General features: G+C 67.8%; 18 protein-coding genes. 7 read left to right on the top strand and 11 right to left on the bottom strand.

The window, feature by feature from the left end:
• Positions 1–6: 6 nt before the first annotated feature.
• The 3 genes from AD72_RS18755 to AD72_RS18745 form a co-directional block, all read right to left on the bottom strand.
• Positions 7–1,218: an ABC transporter permease gene (locus AD72_RS18755; protein ID WP_031467838.1), complete on the bottom strand. Its 1,212-nt coding sequence runs from the start codon at positions 1,216–1,218 to the stop codon at positions 7–9.
• On the bottom strand, positions 1,215–2,132 hold the full coding sequence (locus AD72_RS18750) for an ABC transporter ATP-binding protein (protein ID WP_031467837.1): 918 nt from the start codon (positions 2,130–2,132) through the stop codon (positions 1,215–1,217). The genes AD72_RS18755 and AD72_RS18750 overlap by 4 nt, the downstream gene beginning before the upstream one ends.
• A 296-nt stretch (positions 2,133–2,428) precedes the next feature.
• Positions 2,429–3,244, bottom strand: a complete 816-nt coding sequence (locus AD72_RS18745) for a Bax inhibitor-1/YccA family protein (RefSeq protein WP_031467836.1) — start codon at positions 3,242–3,244, stop codon at positions 2,429–2,431.
• Positions 3,245–3,722: 478 nt separating this feature from the next.
• Between AD72_RS18745 and AD72_RS18740 the strand changes: the two genes are divergently transcribed.
• The 4 genes from AD72_RS18740 to AD72_RS18725 all read left to right on the top strand — a co-directional run bounded on the left by AD72_RS18740 (position 3,723) and on the right by AD72_RS18725 (position 9,228).
• Complete coding sequence (locus tag AD72_RS18740; protein WP_031467835.1) at positions 3,723–5,144, top strand: Ig-like domain-containing protein; 1,422 nt, start codon at positions 3,723–3,725, stop codon at positions 5,142–5,144.
• Between the two features lie 6 nt (positions 5,145–5,150).
• Positions 5,151–5,882, top strand: coding sequence for a class F sortase (locus AD72_RS18735; protein ID WP_031467834.1), 732 nt, complete (start codon positions 5,151–5,153; stop codon positions 5,880–5,882).
• A 119-nt stretch (positions 5,883–6,001) separates the two neighbouring features.
• Entirely contained in the window at positions 6,002–7,993 is a 1,992-nt protein-coding gene (locus AD72_RS18730) for an SDR family oxidoreductase (protein WP_031467833.1), read from the top strand.
• 134 nt (positions 7,994–8,127) lie between these two features.
• The gene (locus tag AD72_RS18725) at positions 8,128–9,228 is read left to right on the top strand and encodes a DivIVA domain-containing protein (RefSeq protein WP_051898768.1); all 1,101 of its coding nucleotides are present in this window, start codon (positions 8,128–8,130) and stop codon (positions 9,226–9,228) included.
• Here AD72_RS18725 and AD72_RS18720 read toward each other — a convergent pair.
• The 7 genes from AD72_RS18720 to iolC form a co-directional block, all read right to left on the bottom strand.
• Complete coding sequence (locus tag AD72_RS18720; protein WP_082469024.1) at positions 9,203–10,201, bottom strand: alpha/beta hydrolase; 999 nt, start codon at positions 10,199–10,201, stop codon at positions 9,203–9,205. The genes AD72_RS18725 and AD72_RS18720 overlap by 26 nt on opposite strands.
• Positions 10,202–10,656: 455 nt before the next feature.
• Positions 10,657–11,664 carry a Gfo/Idh/MocA family protein gene (locus tag AD72_RS18715; RefSeq protein ID WP_031467830.1) on the bottom strand — a complete coding sequence of 336 codons (1,008 nt, stop codon included), beginning with the start codon at positions 11,662–11,664 and terminating at the stop codon, positions 10,657–10,659.
• On the bottom strand, positions 11,661–12,611 hold the full coding sequence (locus AD72_RS18710) for a TIM barrel protein (protein WP_031467829.1): 951 nt from the start codon (positions 12,609–12,611) through the stop codon (positions 11,661–11,663). Before AD72_RS18710 ends, AD72_RS18715 begins: the two co-directional genes overlap by 4 nt.
• Positions 12,612–12,620: 9 nt before the next feature.
• On the bottom strand, positions 12,621–14,486 hold the full coding sequence (iolD, locus tag AD72_RS18705; protein WP_031467828.1) for a 3D-(3,5/4)-trihydroxycyclohexane-1,2-dione acylhydrolase (decyclizing): 1,866 nt from the start codon (positions 14,484–14,486) through the stop codon (positions 12,621–12,623).
• Positions 14,483–15,331, bottom strand: a complete 849-nt coding sequence (gene iolB / locus AD72_RS18700) for a 5-deoxy-glucuronate isomerase (protein WP_031467827.1) — start codon at positions 15,329–15,331, stop codon at positions 14,483–14,485. Before iolB ends, iolD begins: the two co-directional genes overlap by 4 nt.
• Entirely contained in the window at positions 15,328–16,197 is an 870-nt protein-coding gene (locus AD72_RS18695) for a Cgl0159 family (beta/alpha)8-fold protein (RefSeq protein WP_031467826.1), read from the bottom strand. The genes iolB and AD72_RS18695 overlap by 4 nt, the downstream gene beginning before the upstream one ends.
• A complete protein-coding gene (iolC, locus tag AD72_RS18690) occupies positions 16,190–17,131 on the bottom strand; it encodes a 5-dehydro-2-deoxygluconokinase (protein WP_031467825.1) in 942 nt (313 codons plus the stop codon). Before iolC ends, AD72_RS18695 begins: the two co-directional genes overlap by 8 nt.
• 74 nt (positions 17,132–17,205) lie before the next feature.
• On the opposite strand from iolC, the gene AD72_RS18685 reads away from it, so the two are divergent.
• Together AD72_RS18685 and AD72_RS18680 are read left to right on the top strand one after the other, a co-directional pair.
• Positions 17,206–17,961, top strand: a complete 756-nt coding sequence (locus AD72_RS18685) for a GntR family transcriptional regulator (protein ID WP_031467824.1) — start codon at positions 17,206–17,208, stop codon at positions 17,959–17,961.
• 64 nt (positions 17,962–18,025) lie between these two features.
• Positions 18,026–18,406 (top strand): VOC family protein, encoded by a 381-nt coding sequence (locus AD72_RS18680; RefSeq protein WP_031467823.1) that lies wholly within the window; start codon positions 18,026–18,028, stop codon positions 18,404–18,406.
• On the opposite strand, the gene AD72_RS18675 is transcribed toward AD72_RS18680, so the two are convergent.
• A complete protein-coding gene (locus AD72_RS18675; RefSeq protein ID WP_031467822.1) occupies positions 18,403–20,013 on the bottom strand; it encodes an amidohydrolase in 1,611 nt (536 codons plus the stop codon). The two genes, AD72_RS18680 and AD72_RS18675, sit on opposite strands and share 4 nt — an antisense overlap.
• Before the next feature lie 128 nt (positions 20,014–20,141).
• On the opposite strand from AD72_RS18675, the gene AD72_RS18670 reads away from it, so the two are divergent.
• Positions 20,142–21,203, top strand: a complete 1,062-nt coding sequence (locus AD72_RS18670) for a tartrate dehydrogenase (RefSeq protein ID WP_031467821.1) — start codon at positions 20,142–20,144, stop codon at positions 21,201–21,203.
• Positions 21,204–21,259: the final 56 nt, after the last annotated feature.

The following is a 21,259-nucleotide window of genomic DNA, read 5'->3' as shown; positions in this document are numbered from 1 at the left end:
GGAACCTCATGCGGCGCGCAGGGCGTCGCGGAAACGCACCTTCGTTCCGGTGCGCACGATCGCGTTGCGGTAGATCCGCGCGGAAAGCCACAGCAGCCCGGGAATGAACGCGACGAGCAGGGCGAGCGCGACCACGATCTCCCACACCGGAACCCCGCCCATACCGATCCGCATCGGCATCAGGGTCGGCGAGAAGGTCGGGATGATCGACAGGATCTCTACGAAGCGGTTGCCCGGATTGCTCGGCAGGATCGAGATCCCGACGACGTAGCCACCGATGAGCAGCATCAGCGGAAGGCTGATCACCTGCCCGATGTCCTCCTGCCGTGAGACGAGCGCACCGAGCCCGGCGAACACGAGCGCGTAGGCGAGGAAACCGAGCACGAACCAGACGACCAGCCACACCACGGTGCCCGCGGCGGCACTGACACTGGGCAGCAATCCGGTGAGCGCGGCAGGGATCACGGCGGCCGCCCCGATCAGCACCATCTGGGCGAGCCCGAGCGCGCCGATACCGAGGATCTTGCCGAACAGCATCTGCCACGGTTTCACGGTGGCGAGCAAGAGTTCGACGACCCTGCTCTGTTTCTCCTCGACCACGCCCTGCGCGATGGCCTGGGCGTTCATCATCATCACGAGGTAGATCAGCACCCCGGCCGCGGCACCGAGCACCAGCTGCGCGACGTCATAGGGGTACGGCGGTTCGAGCGGTTTCACCGTGGCCTTGGCCTGGCCGACCTGAGTGGCGACCTTTGCCGGGTCTCCGCCGAGCGTCTTGATCTGGTTGTTCAGCGCCTGCTGACCCGCGAAGCTGTCGAACACCGTCTGCAGCTTGCGGTCGAGCTCCTTTTTCACCACGACCTGCACATCGGAACCGTTGCCCACGAGCAGCGCGTCCAGCTTGCCGTCGGTGATCTGCTTGTTCCCATCGGCCTCGGAGGCGACCTGCCGGGTGGCGATGTTCTCGCCGATGCCCTTGGCGGTCGCGGTGACCGGGGCGGCGAGACCCGCGGTCTGCGCGGTGACCCCGATGGTGGCATCCGGTCCCGAGGACATTCCGCTGATCAGCTTGACGATCAGCACGCCGATGATCATCAGGGCCATCATCAGCCCGGTGAAGATCCGGAACGCCTTGGAGCGCAGCCTTGTGGAGATCTCCCGCCCGGCGACCAGGCCGACCGCCTGCCGCGAGCCGTAGTCGATGTTCGCCTGAGTCATCGGTTCGCCCCCTGGTTCTCGGTAACGACATTGCGGAAGAGTTCGGTCAGCGAGGGCCGGTGCCTGGCGAACTCGCGCACCGGACCGGTCGCCAGTGCGGCCTGCAACACCTGCTGGTCGTCCGCGCCCTCGGCGAGCTCGACGACGGTGCGGCTGCCCGCGCGCTCGAGCACCGTGACGCTCGGCATCCCGTCGGTCCACCCGTCCCGCGCACCCGGCGCGTCCACGCTCAATCGGGTCCGACCGCCGGCGCGCAGCTCGTCCACCGGGCCACAGGCGACCATCGAACCGCTGCGCACGATGCCGACCCGATCGCAGAGCCGTTCCACCAGATCCAGCTGGTGCGAGGAGAACACGACCGGAACCCCGGTGCGGCACTTCTCCACCAGCACCTCGCTCATCACCTCGACCGCGACCGGGTCGAGACCGGAGAACGGCTCGTCGAGCACCAGGATCTGCGGATCGTGCAGCAGGGCCGCGGCCAGCTGCACCCGCTGCTGGTTACCGAGCGAGAGGCTTTCCACGTTGTCATCGCGGCGGCTGGCGACCCCGAGGCGCTCCAGCCACTCGTCCACGGCCTTGTGCGCCGCGGACGCGGACCAGCCGTGCAGCCGCGTCAGGTAGATCAGCTGTTCGCCGACCTTCATCTTCGGGTACAGGCCGCGCTCTTCCGGCATGTACCCGATGTGCCTGCGGTTCTGCGCGGTGATCGGCGAACCGGCCCAGCGGACCTCGCCCCCGTCCGCGGCGAGCACGCCGAGCGTGATGCGCATGGTCGTGGTCTTGCCCGCGCCGTTGCTTCCGACGAACCCGAACAGTTCGCCCGCACGCACGTCGAAAGTCATCCCGTCGAGCGCGACGACATCCCCATATCGCTTGGTCAAGTGATCGATCTCGAGCGCCGGCTCGCCCATCGGTCCTTCTCCGTTCATTCCACCTCGTCCGCGCGGTCGCGGACCCTCGATACTGACGGTACCAAAAACTGATATCAGAATCATAGCAGATACCTTGGACGGTATCGCCTGGGTGATCCATTTTCTGGCCGACTGGTCAAATATCAGCACGAGCGGTCGAACAAGTCAACCCGGAAACCTCCCCTAGGGGAGACGAGCGGACCGGAAAAGCAGAACGGGGTGCACGGGAAAGCTCCCGTACACCCCGCCTTGGCGAGTCCCGCCGGATCCCGGCGGGACGAAGAATCAGCCGCGCGTTATCGCTGCCCGCCCATGAAGTAGGAGGCGAGCCGCAGCACCTCGAGGTAGAGCCACACGAGCGTGGTCATCAGGCCGAACGCCGCGTACCAGGCCATCTTGGCCGGGGCACCGCCACGGACCATGCGCTCCGCCGCGTCGAAGTCGAGCAGGAAGTTGAACGCCGCGATCCCGATGACCAGCAGGCTGAACACGATGGAGAGGGTGCCGCCGTCGCGCAGCCCGCCGTTGATACCGAACAGGCCGAGCAGCAGGTTGCCGAGCATCAGGACGAGCGCACCGACGGTGGCGCCGATGATCCACTTGGTCAGCTTCGGCGTCACCCGGATCGCCCCGGTCCGGTAGACCACGAGCATCGCGACGAACACCCCGAAGGTGCCCAGGATCGCGGGGAACGCCACCCCCGGCGCGATCCCGTCGAACACCCGGGTCAGCGAGCCGAGGAACACCCCTTCCGCGAGGGAGTAGACGACGACCAGCGCCGGGCTGACCTTGCGCCGGAAGATGATCACGAGCGCGGCCACCAGCCCGACGAGCATCCCGGGCAGCGCGAGCGCGGGAATGGCGAGCCAGAAGGTCAGCGCGCCGGTCGCGAGCGCGAGGCCGATCGTGATGGCGGTCTTGGTGACCACGTCGTCGATGGTGATCGGGCGCTCGGCGGCAGCGGTGCGCTGGTCCCCGCCGAATCCCGGGGGCGGGCCGTACCCCTGGGCACCCTGGGGCGCCGCGGTAGCCGTGGCGCCACCGAAACCGACCGGGGTTCCGTATCCACCGCCCGGCAGATTGCGGAACACCGGGTTCGAACTGCTGCGCACACTGACCTCCTCGGGATCCTTCCTCAGCCGTACAACGCCGCACGGCGGGAGTGAGTTCCCGGGCCGCCCGGCAGCATGATCGTAAAGCCAGCTTTACGATCACCCACTGGTGGTACACACGGTAGAGCGTCGAGCTGACTTGTGGGTGAATGAGCCGGGCAGATTCCACACATAGTGTAATCAAGTACCTCGTTTGCCCTGGCGAAATTCGCAGTCGAACGTACTCCCCATGGCGGATTGTGTTTTTCCTGTCGACCCGAGAAGCTCTCACGCAGTGTCGTAACGGACTTGGGCGCGCCAGGCTGCCGTTACGGAGCTGATTCAGGGCACGACCAACAGGGCAACGACCAACACGAAGTTTCGGGCGCGGAAGTTCTCGGGGCACAGGACGCGGGCACGCGGCAACGCAACACTGTCGCGGGTGCACGCGCGTGCGCATGAGCCTGGGTGCAGCGCCTGTCGGAGGGATAGCACCGTCATGCGGCTCAGAAAGATCCTCGCAGGCATACTCGGCGCCGGGCTGGTCAGTGGGCTCACCCTCGTCGCGACCCCGCAGCTGGCCTCGGCGGCCGGGATCGACGAGGGCGCCGGAATGTCCGTCGGCCCGACACCAGGGGGTAACCCCGCGGGCACCTGGCTCGGCCAGTACGTGGTCGGCGGCAAGAAGGTGTTCTGCGTCGACTACGCGCTCCCCGCGCCCGGCTCGGACCAGCCGTACAAGCCGGGTGACGCGCTCAAGACCAAGTGGGGAACCGCGATCCCCAAGTCCCAGGCATCGGACATCTCCTACCTGCTGCTCAAGTACGGCAACACGAAGGACAACCTGACCGCGGCGGCCGTCGCGCACCTGCTGCACAGCTGGACGGCCCCGGTGGTCAAGGGCCACCCCGGCGATCCGCACGACCCGATCTTCAAGGGCCACGACACCAAGTGGATCCAGCAGAACCTGGCCTACGACAGCGGCTACTACGCCTCGAAGATGAACGCCTCGCTCAAGCAGAAGGTGGCCGAGGTCAAGAAGGACGCCGCGGCGAACAGGGCGCCGTGGGATCTGCAGCTGACCCCGCCGGAGCAGCCGCAGATCAACAAGCCGGGCACCTGGACCCTCAAGCTCACTTCCGGCGCGAAGAACCCGGTCTCCGATGTACCGATCTCGCTGACCAGCAGCCAGGCCACGATCGACGGGGCGAAGTCCACCAAGGTCACCACGGACGCGAACGGGACCGCCCAGGTCAAGGTGACCCCGACCGGCGCGAAGCCGACCCTGCAGGCGAGCCTGAACAGCCCGAACGCGCTGCCGAGGGTGCAGGAACCGCTGAACAACCCGAACGTGCAGAAGGTCGTGCTCGGCGGTGGCGAGCAGAACCTGTCCAAGACCTTCGAGATCCAGGGCGGCGGGGTCAAGGTCACCAAGACCGACTCGGAGTCCGGCAAGGGCATCTCCGGGGTCTCGCTGCGGATCACCGGCGGCGACAAGAAGTCGCCCGCGCAGACCTTCGACGGCAAGGAGCTGCTCGGCGCGGACAAGCAGCCCGCCGTGGTGCAGACCGGGGACAACGGGCTCGCGAGCGTCGATGACCTCGCCGCCCCGCAGCAGATCTGCGTGATCGAGACCGCACCGGCCAAGGACTACGACCAGTCCTACGACGCGAAGAACCCGCCCTCGGCCTGCGGCACGATCCAGCCGGGCAAGACGCTGGCCCTCTCGCTGTCCAACAAGAAGAACAAGGCCATCGTCCCGGTCGTGATCCCGGCCGGTGGCAGCTCGCCGACCGTGACGGCCGCCTCCGCTACCAGCACGCTGCCCTCCTCCTACGGCCTGCTCGGCTTCGGCGGCGGGATCGTGGTCCTCGCCGGTGTCGGCGGCGTCCTGCTCACGCGCAAGCTGCGCAGGAGGTAACGAGCAGTGCGTGAACCGAGCAAGCGGCAGGGCTCGCGCCTCGGCGCGGGTCTTGCCGCGAGCGGGGTCGCCGTGGCCGGAGTCGGGATCGTGGTGGCCGGGGTCGTCCTCGGCGCCTCGGGCAATGTCGTCCCCGGGCACGCCATGGCCGCCGCGCACGCCTCCGGCGCCGGATACGAGCACCAGGCCAAGGGCGCGGACAAGGAAGCGAAGACGCAGGTCAGCCCGGCCGCGAAGGAAGAACCGGACAAGCCGCGAACCCCGGCGAAGGCGACCGGCAAACCCAAGCCCCCACCCGGACAGAGCCCGGGCACCATCCGGCTGCCCAAGGGCGGCACCGCCAAACTGGTGCGCTCCGAGGTCACCGCGAACCGCACACTGCCCATTCCGAACGGGGTGCGCGAGGCGACCTGGTGGGGTTCCGGGCTGGACGCGAAGCAGGGCGCGACCCTGTTCGCCGGGCACGTGAACTGGGCGGGCCAGACCGGCCCGTTCAACGAGCTGTGGAACGACAGGACCGGCGATGTGGTCACCGTCAAGGACACCGCGGGCACCGAGTACCGGTACCGGATCTCCCGAGTCGTGACGCTGCACAAGAACGCGCTTCCCGACCAGGCCGAGCAGCTGTTCGGACAGTCGGGCCCGCACCGAATCGTGCTCGTGACCTGCGGTGGCCGCTGGGTCGGCGGGGACGAGGGGTACGCGTCGAACCGCATCATGGTCGCGGATCCGATGTAGCCGCCCGCGCGCCGAATCCCCCGCAACGGGGTTCGGTGCCCTGTGTGCAGACAGCCTCGCCGCGCGCCCAGTAACCTACTGCCCATCGAAACCGACCCGCGGCAGTTGAGGGGCCCACGATGACCACTTACCTCGTGACGGGCGCAACGGGATTCATCGGCCGTCATGTCGTCCGGATGCTCCTCGAACGCGAGTCGACGACCGAAGTACTCGTGCTGACCAGGCCGGATTCCGCGGAGAAGCTGGCAAGGACCACGCTCGGCTGGCCGCAGGCGGTCAAGGTGCGCCCGGTCGAGGGCGATGTGCGCTCCCCCGCGCTCGGCGTCGGCGAGGCGACCGTGGCGGAGCTGCGCGGCAAGGTCGACCACGTGGTGCACCTCGCCGCGCTCTACGACATGACCGCGAGCGAGGAGGACAACCAGCTCGCGAACGTGGACGGCACGAAGCACCTGCTCGAACTCGCCGCGGCGATCGAGGCGGGCCGGGTGCACCACATCTCCTCCATCGCGGTCGCCGGGGACCACGCGGGCAAGTTCACCGAGGACATGTTCGACGTCGGGCAATCCCTGCCGAGCCCGTATCACCGCACGAAGTTCGAGTCGGAGAAGCTCGTGCGCGAGGCGACGAGCGTGCCCTGGCGGGTGTACCGGCCCGCGATCGTGGTCGGTGATTCGAAAACCGGCGAGATGGACAAAGTGGACGGGATCTACTACCTGTTCCCCACGATCGCCCGGCTCGCGCGACTGCCCGAGGTCCCGCTCGTGGCACCCGAGCTCGGCAACACGAACGTGGTCCCGGTCGACTACGTGGCCGCCGCGATCGTGCACCTGATGCACGAGCCCGGACTGGACGGGCGGGCGTTTCACCTGGTCAACCCGAAGCCCCAGGCGCTCACGGACGTGTACAACGCGTTCGCGCACGTCGCCGGGGCCCCGCAGATCGCGGTGCGGCTCGGCGACACCCTCTCCAACCCGGCGCGCGCGATCGGCAAGCTCGCCGAGCGCCTGCCCGGGGCCGGGCTCGTGCGCGACGCGGTGCTGCACCGGCTCGACATCCCGCCCGAGGTGTTCGAGTTCGCGGGCCTGCCCACCGTGTTCGACACCCTCGCCACCAGGGAGGCACTGCGCAGCAGCGGTCTCGAGGTGCCGAGGCTGACCGACTACGCCGAGGTGCTCTGGCGGTACTGGCGCGAACACCTCGACCCGTACCGCGCGCGCAAGCACGGCCCGCGCGGGGAGCTCGACGGGCGCCGGGTCGTGGTGACCGGGGCCTCCAGCGGGATCGGGCGGGCAACCGCGCTCAAGCTCGCCGCCGAGGGCGCGATCCCGCTGCTCGTGGCGCGCCGGGCGAGCGAGCTCGAGGAGGTGCGCAGGGAGATCCTCGCCGCGGGTGGCCAGGCTGGCGTGTACCCGTGTGATCTGACCGACGACGAGGCCGTAGCGAAGACGGTCGAGCAGATGCTGCACGAGTACGGCGGGATCGAGATGCTCGTGAACAACGCGGGCCGCTCCATTCGCCGCTCGGTAACTCTTTCGTATGACCGTTTCCACGACTACGAGCGCGCGATGGCGATCAACTACTTCGGCTCGGTCCGGCTGATCCTCGCCTTGCTGCCGCACATGACCGAGCGGAAATTCGGCCATATCGTCAACGTCTCCTCGATCGGGGTACAGGGCATCGCGCCCCGGTTCTCCGCCTATGTCGCCTCGAAGGCGGCACTCGATTACTTCGCGCGGATCGTGGCCACCGAAACGCACGGCAAGGGAGTCACGTTCACCACGGTGCACATGCCACTCGTGCGCACTCCGATGATCCGCCCCACGAAGATCTACGACGCGTTCCCCGCGAAATCTCCGGAAGCCGCCGCGGACATGATCATCACGGCGCTCAAGAAACGCCCCAAACAGATGGGAACACCCTACGGCGCGGCGATCGGGCTCGCTTACTCGCTCGCGCCCGGTTTCGTTGACGCGGTGGCATATCAGGGATACCAAGTGTTCCCGGAATCCGCGGCCGCGGGCGGCGAACGTGGCGAGACGAACAAGAAGGATCGACGCGTAACGCAATTGGCGACTACACTGATGAAACTAACGCGAGGATTCCACTGGTAGCCGCGCCCGCCCCGTTATCTGTCCACAATAGACAATGACGGTTGAGAAGGCCCGAGGTTGCGTCCGTGTGGCTGCCGTAAAAATCACCGCACCGTTTTCCCCATCCGCCCCGGAAAACGCGTACCGTCGACTGCATGGAGAACGAGTTGATCCCGTTGAAGGTTGGCTTCGATGTAGCACTGCGCGGTTTCGACCGAAACCAGGTGACGCAGTACCTCCAGGACGTGCAGGAGGAACTGCGCGTCCTGCAGACGGATCGCGACTCGGCCCTGTCTCAGGTGGACCGGCTCACCGAGCGGCTCAACATGGCGCGCTCCGAGATCGACTCGCTCAAGCAGAAGATCGACGAACTCTCCAAGGCTCCGGTCAGCGCCACCGATCTCGGTGAGCGACTCAATCGGATGATCACCCTCGCGAACGCCGACGCGAAGGACATCATGACGCGCGCCGAGACGGCGGCGGCGAACACGCGCACCGAGGCGGACAACGACGCCAAGCAGCTGCGCCAGCGCTATCAGGACATGCTCGCCGACCTCGACAAGACCCGCGAGGATCACGAGAACGAGCACAAGGAGACGATGCGCAAGGCGCACGCCGAGATCGAGCGGCTCTCCACCGAGGCCAAGAACGAGCGGGACCGCCTGGACAGCGAGTCGACCAAACGGCGCACCAAGGCGGAAACCGACTTCAACGAGGAGCTCAAGAGCAAGAAGGAGAAGCTCGCCAAGGAGGTCGCCGACCGGGAGGCCACCAGCAAGCGCGAGGCCGAGAAGCGGATCAAGGACGCCACCGACGAGGCGACCAAGCGCGTGCGCGAGGCCACCGAGGAAGCCGCCAAGCGGGTCCGGGAGGCGACCGAGGAGGCCAATCAGCGCATCGAGCAGGCGACCGCGCAGGTCGGGGCGCTGCGCGGGCTGCGTGGCCAGCTGCGTGATCAGCTGGGCGGCGCGCTCGAACTGCTGCAGAAGGCCGGTCCGGCGCTCGACCCGGAGACCGACGAAGAGGACACCCTCAAGGCCAACTCCGCCCGGATCGGCGAAGACCAGCAGGTCAAGCAGCCGGTCAAGGGGTCATGGTCGCAGAACGGCGAGGTGCCGACCCCGCATCCGGCGCGTCAGCACAACACCGCCGCCAAGCAGGAGCAGAAGGCCCAGGACAGCAAGGCGGAGTCCAATCAGGAACGGACGACCCGGATCCCGAAATCACACGTCACAGCGGGGTCGAACCACCGCTGAGCGGCGCTTGGCGCGCCTCCTGAGGCATGGGTTCGCCGAGACGCGTCCGGATGTAGTGGCCCGCGTGCGCGAGCGCGCCGCGGGCCTCCGGCAGCAGCCGGTACAGCGCCTGGAACACGTGCACCTGACCAGGCCAGATCTCCAGCGTGCAGTCCCCGCCCTCGGTGTTGACCAGGCTCGCCAGCGCCCGGGCATCCCCGGACAGCATCTCCGCGTCCCCGGCCTGCAGCAGGATCGGGGGCAGACCGGAGAGGTCGCCGCGTAGCAGCTCGAGCCCCGGTTCCCCGCTGCGGCCGTACAGCGGGAGCATCCGCTTCGCCAACCGTGCACTCAGATACGGATCCCGGCGGTGTTCATCGACCGCCGCTGCCGTGTTCGCCGAGAAATCCACCAGCGGGGAGAACAGCACCAGCGCCGCAGGCTGCGGCAGGCCCTGTTCCCGGGCCGCGATCGCCAGCCCGAGGGCGAGATGGCCACCTGCGGAGTCCCCGGCGACCACGACCCGATCGGCCGGGTATCCACGAGCGAGCAGCAACCTGAACGCGTTCAGCACATCCTCGGCGGCCGCCGGGTAGCGGTGCCTCGGGGCCAGCCGATAATCCAGGGAGAACACCGGCAGGCCTGCCCGGGTGGACAGCTGCGCGATCAGGCCACGATGACTACGCGGCGAGCCGCAGAGGAAAGCACCCCCGTGCAGATACAGCACCACCGCATCGGTCCGGAGCGGCGCCGGACCGTGCACCCACTCCCCGCGTACCGGTTTCCCCTCGTGATACGTCCGCTCCGCACGGATCCGCGCACGGCGGGGCGGGGCCAGCGCGGGCAGCACCGTATCGAGCAGACCGCGCGCCGCGAGTACCGAAAGGCTCGTCGCGGGCAGGAGGTCCACCGCGGGGCGCACCATCACCCGCAGCGTATTGGCCACATACCGGCTCGAACGGCTCTGCGTCGCCGGGATCCCCATCGGCTCCATCGCCCGCACCTCCCCGCTGTCACACCCGTGCTCATCATGATCAGCGGTTCGTGACCCGGTCAAGCCGCCATGCGTGGGCAAGCTCGGAACGCTGTTCTGTTTCCGGAACGCTGCTCTGCTCTCGGAACACCGTGCTGCGCCCGGAACACTGCTCTACTCCCGGAGCACTGCTCTGCTTCGGAACGCCGCTCCGCTTCCAGGACGCCGCTCTGCTTCGGAACGCCGCTCTGCTTGCGGGACGCCGGTCCATTCCGAGAACAGCGCTCCATCTGCGGAACACCGATTCGATCCGAGAACACTGTTCCGCGCCGAGAGCGCTGTTCTGTTCCCGGAACGCCGCTCTGCCCGCGAACTCTGATCTTCCTCGCGAGCACCGCTCCAACCCGAGAACAGTGCTCCAATCAGAGAACAGCGCTCACAACCGTGAACACTGTCCTACCAGCGAGTCGCGCGGGTCAGCCCTGATACAGCTCCGGCTTCTCGGTCAGCCGGACCTCGACGATTTCCCCGGATTCGAGCGCCCGGACCGTGGCATCACTGGACACCGCCACGGCATAACCGTCCCAGGCGCTCGGCCCGCACAACCGGCCGGCGTGCACCGATTCGATCCATTCGCGCAGCTCACGGTCGAAGGCATCGACGAACCGGGTCGTCCAGTCCTGCAAAACCCCGGTACGCAGCTGCCCAGCCTTCCGCACCGCCACATCCGGCGGGTCGGGCAGTCGCACGGTCCCCAGTTCGCCGACCGTCTCGCACTGAATGTCGTAGCCGTACTGGCAGTTCACGAACACCTCGAGGTCGATGTGCACCCCGTCCTCGGTCTCGAACCGCATCAGCTGCGGGTCGCGCAGATGCGGGAACCGGTTCGCGGTGCTGCGCGGAACATGCACCTGGGTGCGCGCGATCTCGGTACCGAGCAGCCAGCGGATGGTGTCCAGCTCGTGCACCGCGGTGTCCTGCACGGCCATCGCCGAATGGTACGAGTCCGGGACGGAGGCGTTGCGGTGCACACAGTGCATGATCAGCGGCGTGCCGATCTCCCCTGCGTCGATGACCCGCTTCATCGCGCGATACCCCGCGTCGTAGCGGCGCATGAACCCGACCTGGACGAGCCTGCTGCCGAACTCCCGCTCGGCGCGCACGATGCGTAGGCAGTCCTGCGCTGTCGTGGCGAGCGGCTTCTCGCAGAACACGTATTTCCCCGAGTCGATCGCGGCGAGCACGTACTCGGCGTGCGTCGGCCCGATCGAGGTGACCACGACCGCGTCCACCCGGTCGTCCGCGATGAGATCGGTACCGCCCGGGATCGCGGTCGCACCGATCTCCCCAGCCACCAGCTCGGCACGTTCGGTGTCCACATCGGACACCGCGACGACCTCGGCCCCGGGGATGGTTCCGGTGAGCCGCCGGATGTGATCGCTGCCGATCCGCCCGGTCCCGATCACTCCGACCCGCACCGTCATGCCCGCGCGCCCCCGTTCGGCCGCCGTGTCCCGGAAAGGCCGCGACCACCGAGGTATTCGCGGGTGCGCACCGCGATCGGCAGCGGTGTCTCCGGGCTGCACGGGTAGAGATCCTGCTCCACCACGACGAACACCTCGGCATCCACAGTGGACAGTTCGTGGACGATCGCCGCGGGATCGGGGACCCCGGCGGGCGGTTCCACACACACCCCGCGCTTGACCGCCTCGCCGAAACTCAGCTCCTCGGCGTACACCTGCGCGAGCACATCGGGGTCCATCTGCTTGATGTGCACATAACCGATCCGCTCGGTGTAGTCCCTGATCAGCTGCACCGCATCGCCCTTGCCATAGGCCACGTGCCCGGTGTCGAGGCACAGATTGGCGTAGCGGGAATCGCTCTCGTTGAGGTAACGCTCGATCTCTTCCTGAGTGAGAATGTGACTGTCCGCGTGCGGATGCAGGCACAGCCGTACATCGTATTCCTCGAGCAGGATCTTACCGAGCTCACTGGCCCGGGCCCCGAACTCCGCCCACTGCTGCGCGGAGAGCTCGGGCGATTCGGTGTACTCCCCGGTTTTCTCGTCCCGGTACTGCGGGGGAATGTAGACCAGATGGTGCGCCCCGGCCGCGGCGGTCAGCTCGGCGACCTTGCGAGTGTGCGCCAGCATCTCCGCCCACTTGTCCGGGCGGTGCAGCGCGCCGAAGGTCGTCCCGCCGGAGACCTGCAGTCCGCGCGATCCGACCTCCTCGGTCAGCTGACGTGGATCCGTCGGGAGATACCCGTACGGCCCGAGCTCGAGCCATTCATAGCCCGCCTCGGCGAGTTCGTCGAGAAAGCGTGTGTAGTGCACCTGGTGCTCGTCCTCGGGAAACCAGACTCCCCAGGAATCCGGTGCGCTGCCGAGGCAGAGATTGCCGATCACGGCACGCGGCGACGTCGTTGTCATCGAGTTCTCCTAGAGATAGTGGCGCTGCCTGCGTTTCTGCTCCGCGTACGTGCGGTACGCGGTCCTTGTCGAGTCCAGTTCGGACACTTCACTGACCGGGACATCCCACCAGCCGCCATCGGGCGGTCCCGGGGCGCGGGGATCGGTCTCCACGTGCACCACGCAGGCCCGCTCGCTCGCCCTGGCCCGGACGATCGCCTCGGTGAACTCCGCGACGGTGCGCGCCCGCAGGACCGTGGCACCGAGGCTTTCCGCGTTCGCCGCGAGGTCAACGGGGAGCCGCTCGCCGTCCAGTTGCCCGCTCTCCGGGTTCCGGTAGCGGTAGCTCGTGCCGAATCGTTGCGAGCCAAGGGACTCGGAAAGTGATCCGATGGAGGCGAAACCGTGGTTCTGCACCAGGACCACGATCACCTTCAACCCTTCGGCCACCATGGTCACCAGTTCCTGGGCCATCATCAGATACGAACCGTCCCCCACGAGCACGACGACCTCGCGTTCCGGGGCGGCCAGCTTCACCCCCACTCCCGCGGCGATCTCGTATCCCATGCAGGAATAGGCGTACTCCACGTGATACGACTTCGGATCCGTTGCACGCCATAGCATCTGCAGATCCCCCGGCATGGACCCGGCCGCGTTGATCACCACATCGCTACCGTCGAGTGTGCGATTGAGCGCACCCAGAATCTCCGTCTGCGCGGGAAGCGGTGTGTGCCCGCGATCGAAACAGGCATCGACCGTTCGTGCCCATTCCGTTGCCAGGGAACCGATCTCCTCGCGGTATCCGGGTTCGGCCCGCCACTGGCCGAGCGCGGCCGCGAGCGCATCGATCCCGGAACGCGCGTCGGCGAGCAGTGGCTCCGCCGAATGCTTCACGGCGTCGATCCGCGCGATGTTGAGGTTGACGAACCGGGTCCGGTCACCGAAAACGGTATGGCTGGCCGTGCTGAAATCCGAATAGCGGGTACCGATACCGAGCACCACATCCGCTTGCGCGGCAAGGGAATTCGCCGCTGTCGAGCCGGTCGCGCCGAGTCCGCCGACCGCGCAAGGGTGATCCCAGGGAACCGCCCCCTTTCCCGCATGGGTGTCGGCGACCGGGATCCCCGTGGATTCGGCGAACTCCCGCAGCGCCTGCTCGGCCTCGGCATAGACCACCCCGCCGCCGGCGAGGATCAGCGGGCGCCGCGCCGAACGCAGCGCCTCGGCCGCCCGGCGCACCGCGCCCGCATCGGGTTCCCTGCGTTCGATGTGCCACACCCGCCTGCGGAAGAACTCCTCCGGCCAGTCGAACGCCTCCGCCTGCACATCCTGGGGCAGGCACAGGGTCACGGCACCGGTTTCCACCGGATCGGTGAGCACCCGGAACGCGGCGAGCGCCGCCGGAATCAACTGCTCCGGGCGCGCGATCCGGTCGAAGTACTTGGAAACCGGGCGAAAGGCGTCGTTGACCGAGACATCGCCCGCACGGGTGTCCTCGAGCTGCTGGAGCACCGGATCCGGGGTCCGGGTGGCGAACATATCGCTGGGCAGCAACAGCACCGGCAATCGGTTGGTCGTGGCGAGTGCGGCCCCGGTGATCATGTTCGTCGAGCCCGGACCGGTGGACGCGGTGCACGCGAAGGTCTGCATGCGGTTGCGCATTTTCGCGAACGCGCTCGCCGCGTGCACCTGGCCCTGCTCATTGCGCGAGAGGTAGTAGGGCAGCCTTCCGGTTTCCGAGTCCTGCAACAGCGCCTGACCCAGGCCCGCGACGTTGCCGTGCCCGAAGATTCCCCACACACCGGGAATCAGCCGCTGTTCGATGCCGTCCCGTTCGGAGTACTGGTTCGCCAGGAACCGTACGAGTGCCTGCGCCACCGTCAGCCGGATCGTCATGACCGGCCCCCGAACGGCAGCCGCGCATCGATCTTCTCGTCCGCCCAGGTTTCCCGGATCCAGCCGTGCGCGGGGTCGTCGCAGATCTTCCACGCCCGCTCCGCGCCCGGGCCCGCCATCACGTTGAGGTAGTACATGTCGTAGCCGGGAACCGCCATCGAGGGACCGTGCCAGCCGTGCGGAATCAGCACCACGTCTCCGCCGCGTACCTCGGCGAGCACATCGATCGGGGCCCGCGCGGTCCCGTACACACGCTGGTATCCCATCCCGTTCCCGGCGATCTGGAAATAGTAGATCTCCTCGAGTTCGCTCTCGGTCTCGCTCGTCTCATCGTGTTTGTGCGGTGGATAGGAGGACCAGTTCCCGCTCGGGGTGAGCACCTCGCACACCAGCAGCCGGTCCGCGTCGAAGGTGTGCGGCAGGCAGTAGTTGTTGACCTGCCTGCTGCAGTTGCCCGCGCCGCGCAGCTCGACAGGAACACCGTCCACCGGTCCATAGCGCGCGGGCAGCTTCTTCCCGGTGCGCGCGGCGGGAATCGCGAAGCTGCCCTCTCCCTCGACCGTGACCTCCGCATCCCTTGGCAGATAAGCGAAATCGGTGACCGAATCGAACACTTGCGTGCGCCCGGCCAGTTCGAACCGCTGTCCGTCCACCGTGACACGCGCGGAACCGGAGAGCGGGAGCAGGAGCGCTTCGGACTCCCCCGTCGTGAACCGCTCGGCGCCGCCGGTGAGTTCGAGGATCCGGAGCCCGGAATACCCCCAACCGGCCGATTCCGGGGTGACGACGAGACTGAACGGCCCCTCGGCCGTACTCCCCGCCGGGCGATACAACATGTCATTCATAGCAATCCCACCGCCGTGTCGACAGCCTTGGCAACATCCTCATCGTGTGGATACAGCAGGGAACGGCCGACGACAAGCCCTCGGGCGGTCGGCAGGGCGAGCGCCCGCTGCCAGGAGGCGAAGGCCGCATCGGCATCGGTCACCTCCCCGCCGAGCAGCAACACCGGAAGCGCCGAGGAGGCGAGTACCCGCTCCATGTCCGCGACGACGGGCAGTTTCAGCCAGGTGTACGCGGAGGTCCCGCCGAGCCCCGAGGCGATGGTGATCGAATTGATCACCGCGTCCGGGCTGAGGTCATTGCGCACCCGGCCGTCCACCCACTCGGACAGAAACGGCTCGACCATCGCGATGAGCCCGCGGCCCGCGAGTTCGTTGATGGCATGCGCGGAATTCTCCAGTACCGCGGGAGTGTGCGGATCATCGAGCGCGATCCGGGTGAGCATCTTCCCGCCCTCAAAACCGAATCGCGCGATCGCCCCGGCGTCGTAACCCGCGAACCGGTCGTCCAGTTCGAAACTCGAACCCGCCAGCCCGGTTCGGTTCATCGAGCCGAACACCGATTTACCGTGCAGCGCACCGAGCAGGAGCAGATCCTCGAGCACGTCCGCGGTGCCGAGCACCCCGGTCACCCCGGGACGGTCGAGCGCGACGCAGAGCCGGTCGAGCAGCTCACCGCGGTCGGCCATGGCGAGCGGATCGGCACCGACGGCGTTCGCCCCGCGCGCGGGGTGATCGGCCGCGATGATCATCGCCTTGCCGTGCGGGCCGTACGGCGAGGCAGGGCGTACCCGTGCCGCGGCGGCGCGCGCGATCGCCTCGGGGTCGCACGCCCGCTGCTCGGCCAGGGCGCGCAACCGCTCAGCCATCGAGCACCGCGCGGACCGCACGTTCCTCGGGCATCGCGTCCGAACAGGCGAGTTGCCCGGCCACGATCGATCCGGCCGCGTTGGCGAACCGCATGATGTACTCGGTTTCCCAGCCGGCGAGCAGTCCGTGGCACAGCGCCCCGCCGAAGGCGTCACCCGCGCCGAGCCCGTTGACCACCTCGACCGGAACCGGTGGCACCTCGACCGGCCCCGTATCGTCCACCGCGAGCACCCCGGCGGGCCCCTTCTTGACGACCGCGAGCTCGATTCCCTTGTCCCGTAAGGCCTGTGCGGCCGCATCCGGTTCACCGGTGCCCACCGCGGTCCGGCACTCGTCCAGGTTCCCCACCGCGACCGTGACGTGCTCGAGCGCCTTGTCCACCCAGCCGTGCGCCTGCTCGCGGGATTCCCAGAACATCGGCCGGTAGTCCAGATCGAGCACGGTGATCCCGGACCGGCCACGCGCCTCGAGCGCGGCGAGCGTGGCCGTCCTGCTCGGCTCGGCACACAATCCGGTCCCGGTCACCCAGAAGATCCGCGCCTGCCTGATCGCGTCGAAGTCCAGCTCCGCGGTGTGCAGATCCAGGTCCGGCGCCAGCGGAGCACGGTAGAAGTACAGCGGGAAATCGTCCGGCGGGAAGATCTCGCAGAAGGTCACCGGGGTCGGCAGCCCCTCGCTGGTGCCGACGAACCGGTCGTCCACCCCGTATCCGCGCAAGGCACGGCGGATGAACCGGCCGAAGGGATCCGCCCCGGTCTTGGTGAGCACCGCGGTCGAGCGTCCGTAGCGCGCACCGGCCACGGCCACGTTCGTCGCCGTGCCACCGAGGTATTTGCCGAAGGAGCTGACATCCTCGAGTCCCACCCCGGTCTGCAGCGGATAGATATCGACACCGATACGGCCCATGGTGAGCAGGTCCAGGGGTTCTCCCATGCGGATCAACGTGCCGCACCCGTCCGACTTTGTCAAGACAATCGGACAATAAGGAATGAGTTAGGCTGACTCCGGTGACCACCCCGGAATGGAGCGCGGCCAGTCTCTGGCTCGACCAGGACAGCCCGATACCGCTGTATGCGCAACTGGCCACCCAGCTGCGCGAGGCGATCGACTCCCACGCGCTCGCCCCGGGCGCGCGGCTGGACAACGAGACCGAACTCGCCGCCCGGCTCGGCATCTCCCGGCCCACCATCCGCCAGGCCATCCAGAGCCTGGTCGACGCGGGCCTGCTCGTACGCAAACGCGGGGTCGGAACCCAGGTCGTGCACAACAAGGTCGCCCGCCAGCTACGCCTTTCCAGCCTGTTCGACGATCTGACCCGGCTCGGTAAACATCCGGGAACCCGGGTGCTCATCAACGGCACCGAGGAAGCGGGCGAGCACGCGATCGGCGCGCTCGAGGCACCGGGACTGGAGACGGTGCACCGGATCGAGCGGGTGCGCCTGGTGGACGAGGAACCGATCGCGCTGATGCACAACTACCTGCCGCCGGGCCTGATCACGCCGAGCGATGCGGAACTGCGCGCGAAGGGGCTCTACGAACTGCTGCGCTCCGCCGGGATCCGGTTGCACGCGGCGCACCAGAACATCGGCGCGCGCAACGCGACCGAGGAAGACGCGGAACTGCTCGGCGAGCCGGTCGGTGCCGCGCTGCTGACCATGCACCGCACCACCTACGACGAGAACGGCCGCGTCGTCGAGTACGGCTGGCACGTGTACCGCGCCTCACGCTATTCCTTCGATCTCACTCTCCCCGGGGCGCGCTGAACCGGTATTAGCATCCGTGACAGGAGCGCCACACGCTCGAATCTCCTCGGAAGGAAAGTCCCGGATGCGCATGGACCGGCTCGATCATCTCGTGCTCACCGTCGCCGATATCGACGCGACCGTCGAGTTCTACACCCGCGCCCTCGGCATGGAAGCCGTCACGTTCCGGGGCGGGCGCACCGCACTGAATTTCGGTTCCAGCAAAATCAATCTGCACCAGGCGGGGCACGAATTCGAGCCGAAGGCCGCGCATCCGGCTCCGGGGAGCGCGGACCTGTGTTTCATCGCGGGCGATCCACTCGACCAGGTCGTGGAAAGCTTGCGGCGCAACGGAATCCCGATCGAGGAGGGTCCGGTCGGGCGCACCGGGGCGACCGGTCCGATCACCAGCGTCTATGTGCGCGATCCGGACGCCAACCTGATCGAGATCGCCAATTACGACTAGCGTTCCCAGCGCGGCAGGCCGCCGACATAGGTTGCGCGCACTCCGATCCCGGCGATCTCCTCGCCCGGCACGGCGAGCGGGTCCCGGTCGAGCACCACGAAATCGGCCAGGTATCCGGGAGCGAGCAGGCCTTTGTACGCCTGCTCGGCACTGGCCCGCGCGGAACCGACGGTGAAGATCCACAGCGCTTCGGCCGCGCTGACCCGCTGCCTGCCACCCACCTCGGCGCCGTCGTCCATTCCGCGCCGGGTCACCATGCTCTGCATGCCGAGCAACGGCTGGTACGGCCCGCACGGATAGTCCGAGGACCCGGCGACGGTGACACCCGCATCGAGGAAATCCCGGTGCGCGAACATCCGCCCGGTCCGCTCCGGCCCGTACCACTCGTTCAGCGCATCCCCGTGATAGGCCGGGTATCCGGCGAACGGAACCGCGATCACGTCGAGTGCCCGCATCCGGTCCAGGATCGGCTGGTCGACAAGGGTGCAGTGCTCGATGCGGTGGCGCAGTCCCGGCCGCGGATCGGTCTCGGCGAGTTCCCCGTAGATGTCGAGCAAGAGCCGGATCGCGGTGTCCCCGTTGGCGTGCACCCCCATCGGCGTTCCGTCCCGGTGCACCATGCCGATCTGTTCGCGCAGCGTCTCGGTATCGGTGATCTGCAGACCGTGATCTCCGGTCCCGGTGAACGGTTCGGAGAGCAGGCAGGTCCGCCCGCCGACGGCACCGTCCACGAACCCCTTCACCCCGACATAGCGCAGCCAGTCGTCCCCGAATCCGCCGCGGATACCGAATTCGTGCGCCTTCGCGTAGTGGTCGATGCCGAGCAGCATGCCGGTGCGCAGGGTGAGCAGGCCTTCGTCACGGGCTCGCTGCAGCAGGACGATGTCCTCCGGGGCGACGAGCGGATCGCAGATCGAGGTCAGCCCGGCGGCGTGCCACTGCTCGACGGCGCGGCGCAGGCCCAGCAGCCGCTGTTCGGGGGTGCTGGGCCGGATCGGCGAATCCTGTGCGCCCGCGGCGGGCATCGCCACCTGCATGAGCGCGCGTTCCACCAGCCGGCCATCGAGCCGTCCGGCCGCGTCCCTGCCGAGTTCGCCGCCCGCCGGTGGTGCGGAATCCTCGTGGTACCCGAAGGCCTCGAGTGCGGCACTGTTCGCCACCGCCCAGTGCGCGGCGACATGCGTGACGAGGGCGGGCACGTTCCCGGTGACCGCATCGAGCGCGGCGCGGTCCAGTTTCCCGGTCTTCACGTCGTCGAAGCGGCTGCCCCGCACCCAGGCGTCCGGCCCGATCCGCGCTGCCTCGGCGCGCACCCGCTCGAGCAGCCCGGTCATATCGCCGACGGCCTCGTGGGAGAGATCGAGGTGCAGCTGGTCCTCCGCGGACATCGCGAGGTGGATGTGCGCGTCGTTGAATCCGGGCACGATCGTCGCCGTACCGAAATCGGTGACCTCGGCCTTCGGGAACCGGTCCCGCAGTTCTCGCAGTGTGCCGATCGCGAGGACCCGTTCCCCCTGTACCGCGATCGCCTCGACCGGTGGTCCGTGCTGGGTGTGCACGACGCGGGCTCGGTAGATCCTCGGGACGAGTTCCTCGATACCAGTCATCACACCGAGACTAGAACCGTGCGGCATCCAGGTACACCCTTGACATCGGCCGGGGTTCCGGTCCGACTCGGAGTGAGCCATGCGCCATTGTCTTGAATCCCGATCTGGTCCGGTGATCCGATAGCGGCATGACGAACCACCGGATCGCGCTCATCCCTGGAGACGGCATCGGCCGCGAGGTAACCCCGGCAGCCTGTGCGGTGCTCTCGGGTATCGGCGCCCGCCACGGCATCACGTTCGACTACGACGAGTTCGACTGGTCGTGCGCCCGTTACCGGGCTCAGGGCGCCATGATGCCCGAGAACGGGCTCGATCAGATCAGCGGACACGACGCCATCTTCCTCGGCGCCGTCGGTGAGGTGGGTGTGCCGGACCATGTTTCCCTGTGGGGCCTGCTCATCCCGATCCGCAGGCGGTTCAACCAGTACGTCAACCTGCGCCCGATCAAGGTCTTCGAGGGCGTGGACAGCCCGGTGCGCGGTGCCCGTTCCGGCGAGGTCGATCTGGTCGTCGTGCGGGAGAACGTCGAAGGCGAGTACAGCGAGATCGGTGGCCGTTCCGGTCAGGGCACCGAAGCGGAGATGGCCGTGCAGGAGGCCGTGTTCACCCGCGCCGGTGTGCGGCGCATCGCCGAATACGCGCTGCGGCTGGCCGAACGACGCGGCGGCAGCGTCACCTCGGCGACCAAGTCGAACGGGATCGTGCACACCATGCCGTTCTGGGACGAGATCGTCGCCGAATGCGCGGCCGGGCATCCCGGGGTTTCCCTGACCTCCGAACACATCGATGCGCTGTGCGCCAAGCTGGTGCTGAACCCGGCCCGGTTCGACGTGCTACTGGCCTCGAACCTGTTCGGCGATATTCTCAGCGACCTCACCGCCGCGATCGCCGGTGGAATCGGGATCGCACCTGCCGGAAACATCAACCCGGAGCGGGAATTCCCCTCGATGTTCGAGCCCGTGCACGGTTCCGCACCCGATATCGCGGGCAAGGGGCTCGCCAATCCGCTCGGCGCGATCTGGACCGCGGCGATGCTGTTGGATCACCTCGGCCACACCGAAGCCGCAGCGGAAGTCGAATCCGCGATGCGCGGAGTACTCGCCGAAGCCCGGGTGCGCACTCCCGACCTGGGTGGTTCCGCGACCACCAGCGAATTCACCAAAGCCGTTCTCGAATTCGCCGGGGCCTGAACGCACGAATGCCCCGCCCAGAAATGGGCGGGGCATTCGTGAAGTTGAGTTCGGCG

Origin of the sequence: Sciscionella sediminilitoris, from assembly GCF_000737195.2 — a bacterium.
In the GTDB taxonomy this organism is placed as follows: Bacteria; Actinomycetota; Actinomycetes; order Mycobacteriales; family Pseudonocardiaceae; genus Sciscionella; species Sciscionella sediminilitoris.
This window is presented reverse-complemented; position numbering and strand designations above follow the sequence as displayed.

Excerpts from the sequence above, each read along its gene's own strand:
- AD72_RS18670 (WP_031467821.1), top strand. The coding sequence starts at position 20,142 with ATGACGAACCACCGGATCGCGCTCATCCCTGGAGACGGCATCGGCCGC.
- AD72_RS18750 (WP_031467837.1), bottom strand. The coding sequence starts at position 2,132 with ATGGGCGAGCCGGCGCTCGAGATCGATCACTTGACCAAGCGATATGGG.
- AD72_RS18715 (WP_031467830.1), bottom strand. The coding sequence starts at position 11,664 with ATGACGGTGCGGGTCGGAGTGATCGGGACCGGGCGGATCGGCAGCGAT.
- AD72_RS18695 (WP_031467826.1), bottom strand. The coding sequence starts at position 16,197 with ATGGCTGAGCGGTTGCGCGCCCTGGCCGAGCAGCGGGCGTGCGACCCC.
- iolD (WP_031467828.1), bottom strand. The coding sequence starts at position 14,486 with ATGACGATCCGGCTGACGGTGGCGCAGGCACTCGTACGGTTCCTGGCG.
- AD72_RS18675 (WP_031467822.1), bottom strand. The coding sequence starts at position 20,013 with ATGACTGGTATCGAGGAACTCGTCCCGAGGATCTACCGAGCCCGCGTC.
- AD72_RS18755 (WP_031467838.1), bottom strand. The coding sequence starts at position 1,218 with ATGACTCAGGCGAACATCGACTACGGCTCGCGGCAGGCGGTCGGCCTG.
- AD72_RS18710 (WP_031467829.1), bottom strand. The coding sequence starts at position 12,611 with ATGACAACGACGTCGCCGCGTGCCGTGATCGGCAATCTCTGCCTCGGC.
- AD72_RS18680 (WP_031467823.1), top strand. The coding sequence starts at position 18,026 with ATGCGCATGGACCGGCTCGATCATCTCGTGCTCACCGTCGCCGATATC.
- AD72_RS18725 (WP_051898768.1), top strand. The coding sequence starts at position 8,128 with ATGGAGAACGAGTTGATCCCGTTGAAGGTTGGCTTCGATGTAGCACTG.
- AD72_RS18740 (WP_031467835.1), top strand. The coding sequence starts at position 3,723 with ATGCGGCTCAGAAAGATCCTCGCAGGCATACTCGGCGCCGGGCTGGTC.
- iolC (WP_031467825.1), bottom strand. The coding sequence starts at position 17,131 with ATGGGAGAACCCCTGGACCTGCTCACCATGGGCCGTATCGGTGTCGAT.
- iolB (WP_031467827.1), bottom strand. The coding sequence starts at position 15,331 with ATGAATGACATGTTGTATCGCCCGGCGGGGAGTACGGCCGAGGGGCCG.
- AD72_RS18730 (WP_031467833.1), top strand. The coding sequence starts at position 6,002 with ATGACCACTTACCTCGTGACGGGCGCAACGGGATTCATCGGCCGTCAT.
- AD72_RS18720 (WP_082469024.1), bottom strand. The coding sequence starts at position 10,201 with ATGGAGCCGATGGGGATCCCGGCGACGCAGAGCCGTTCGAGCCGGTAT.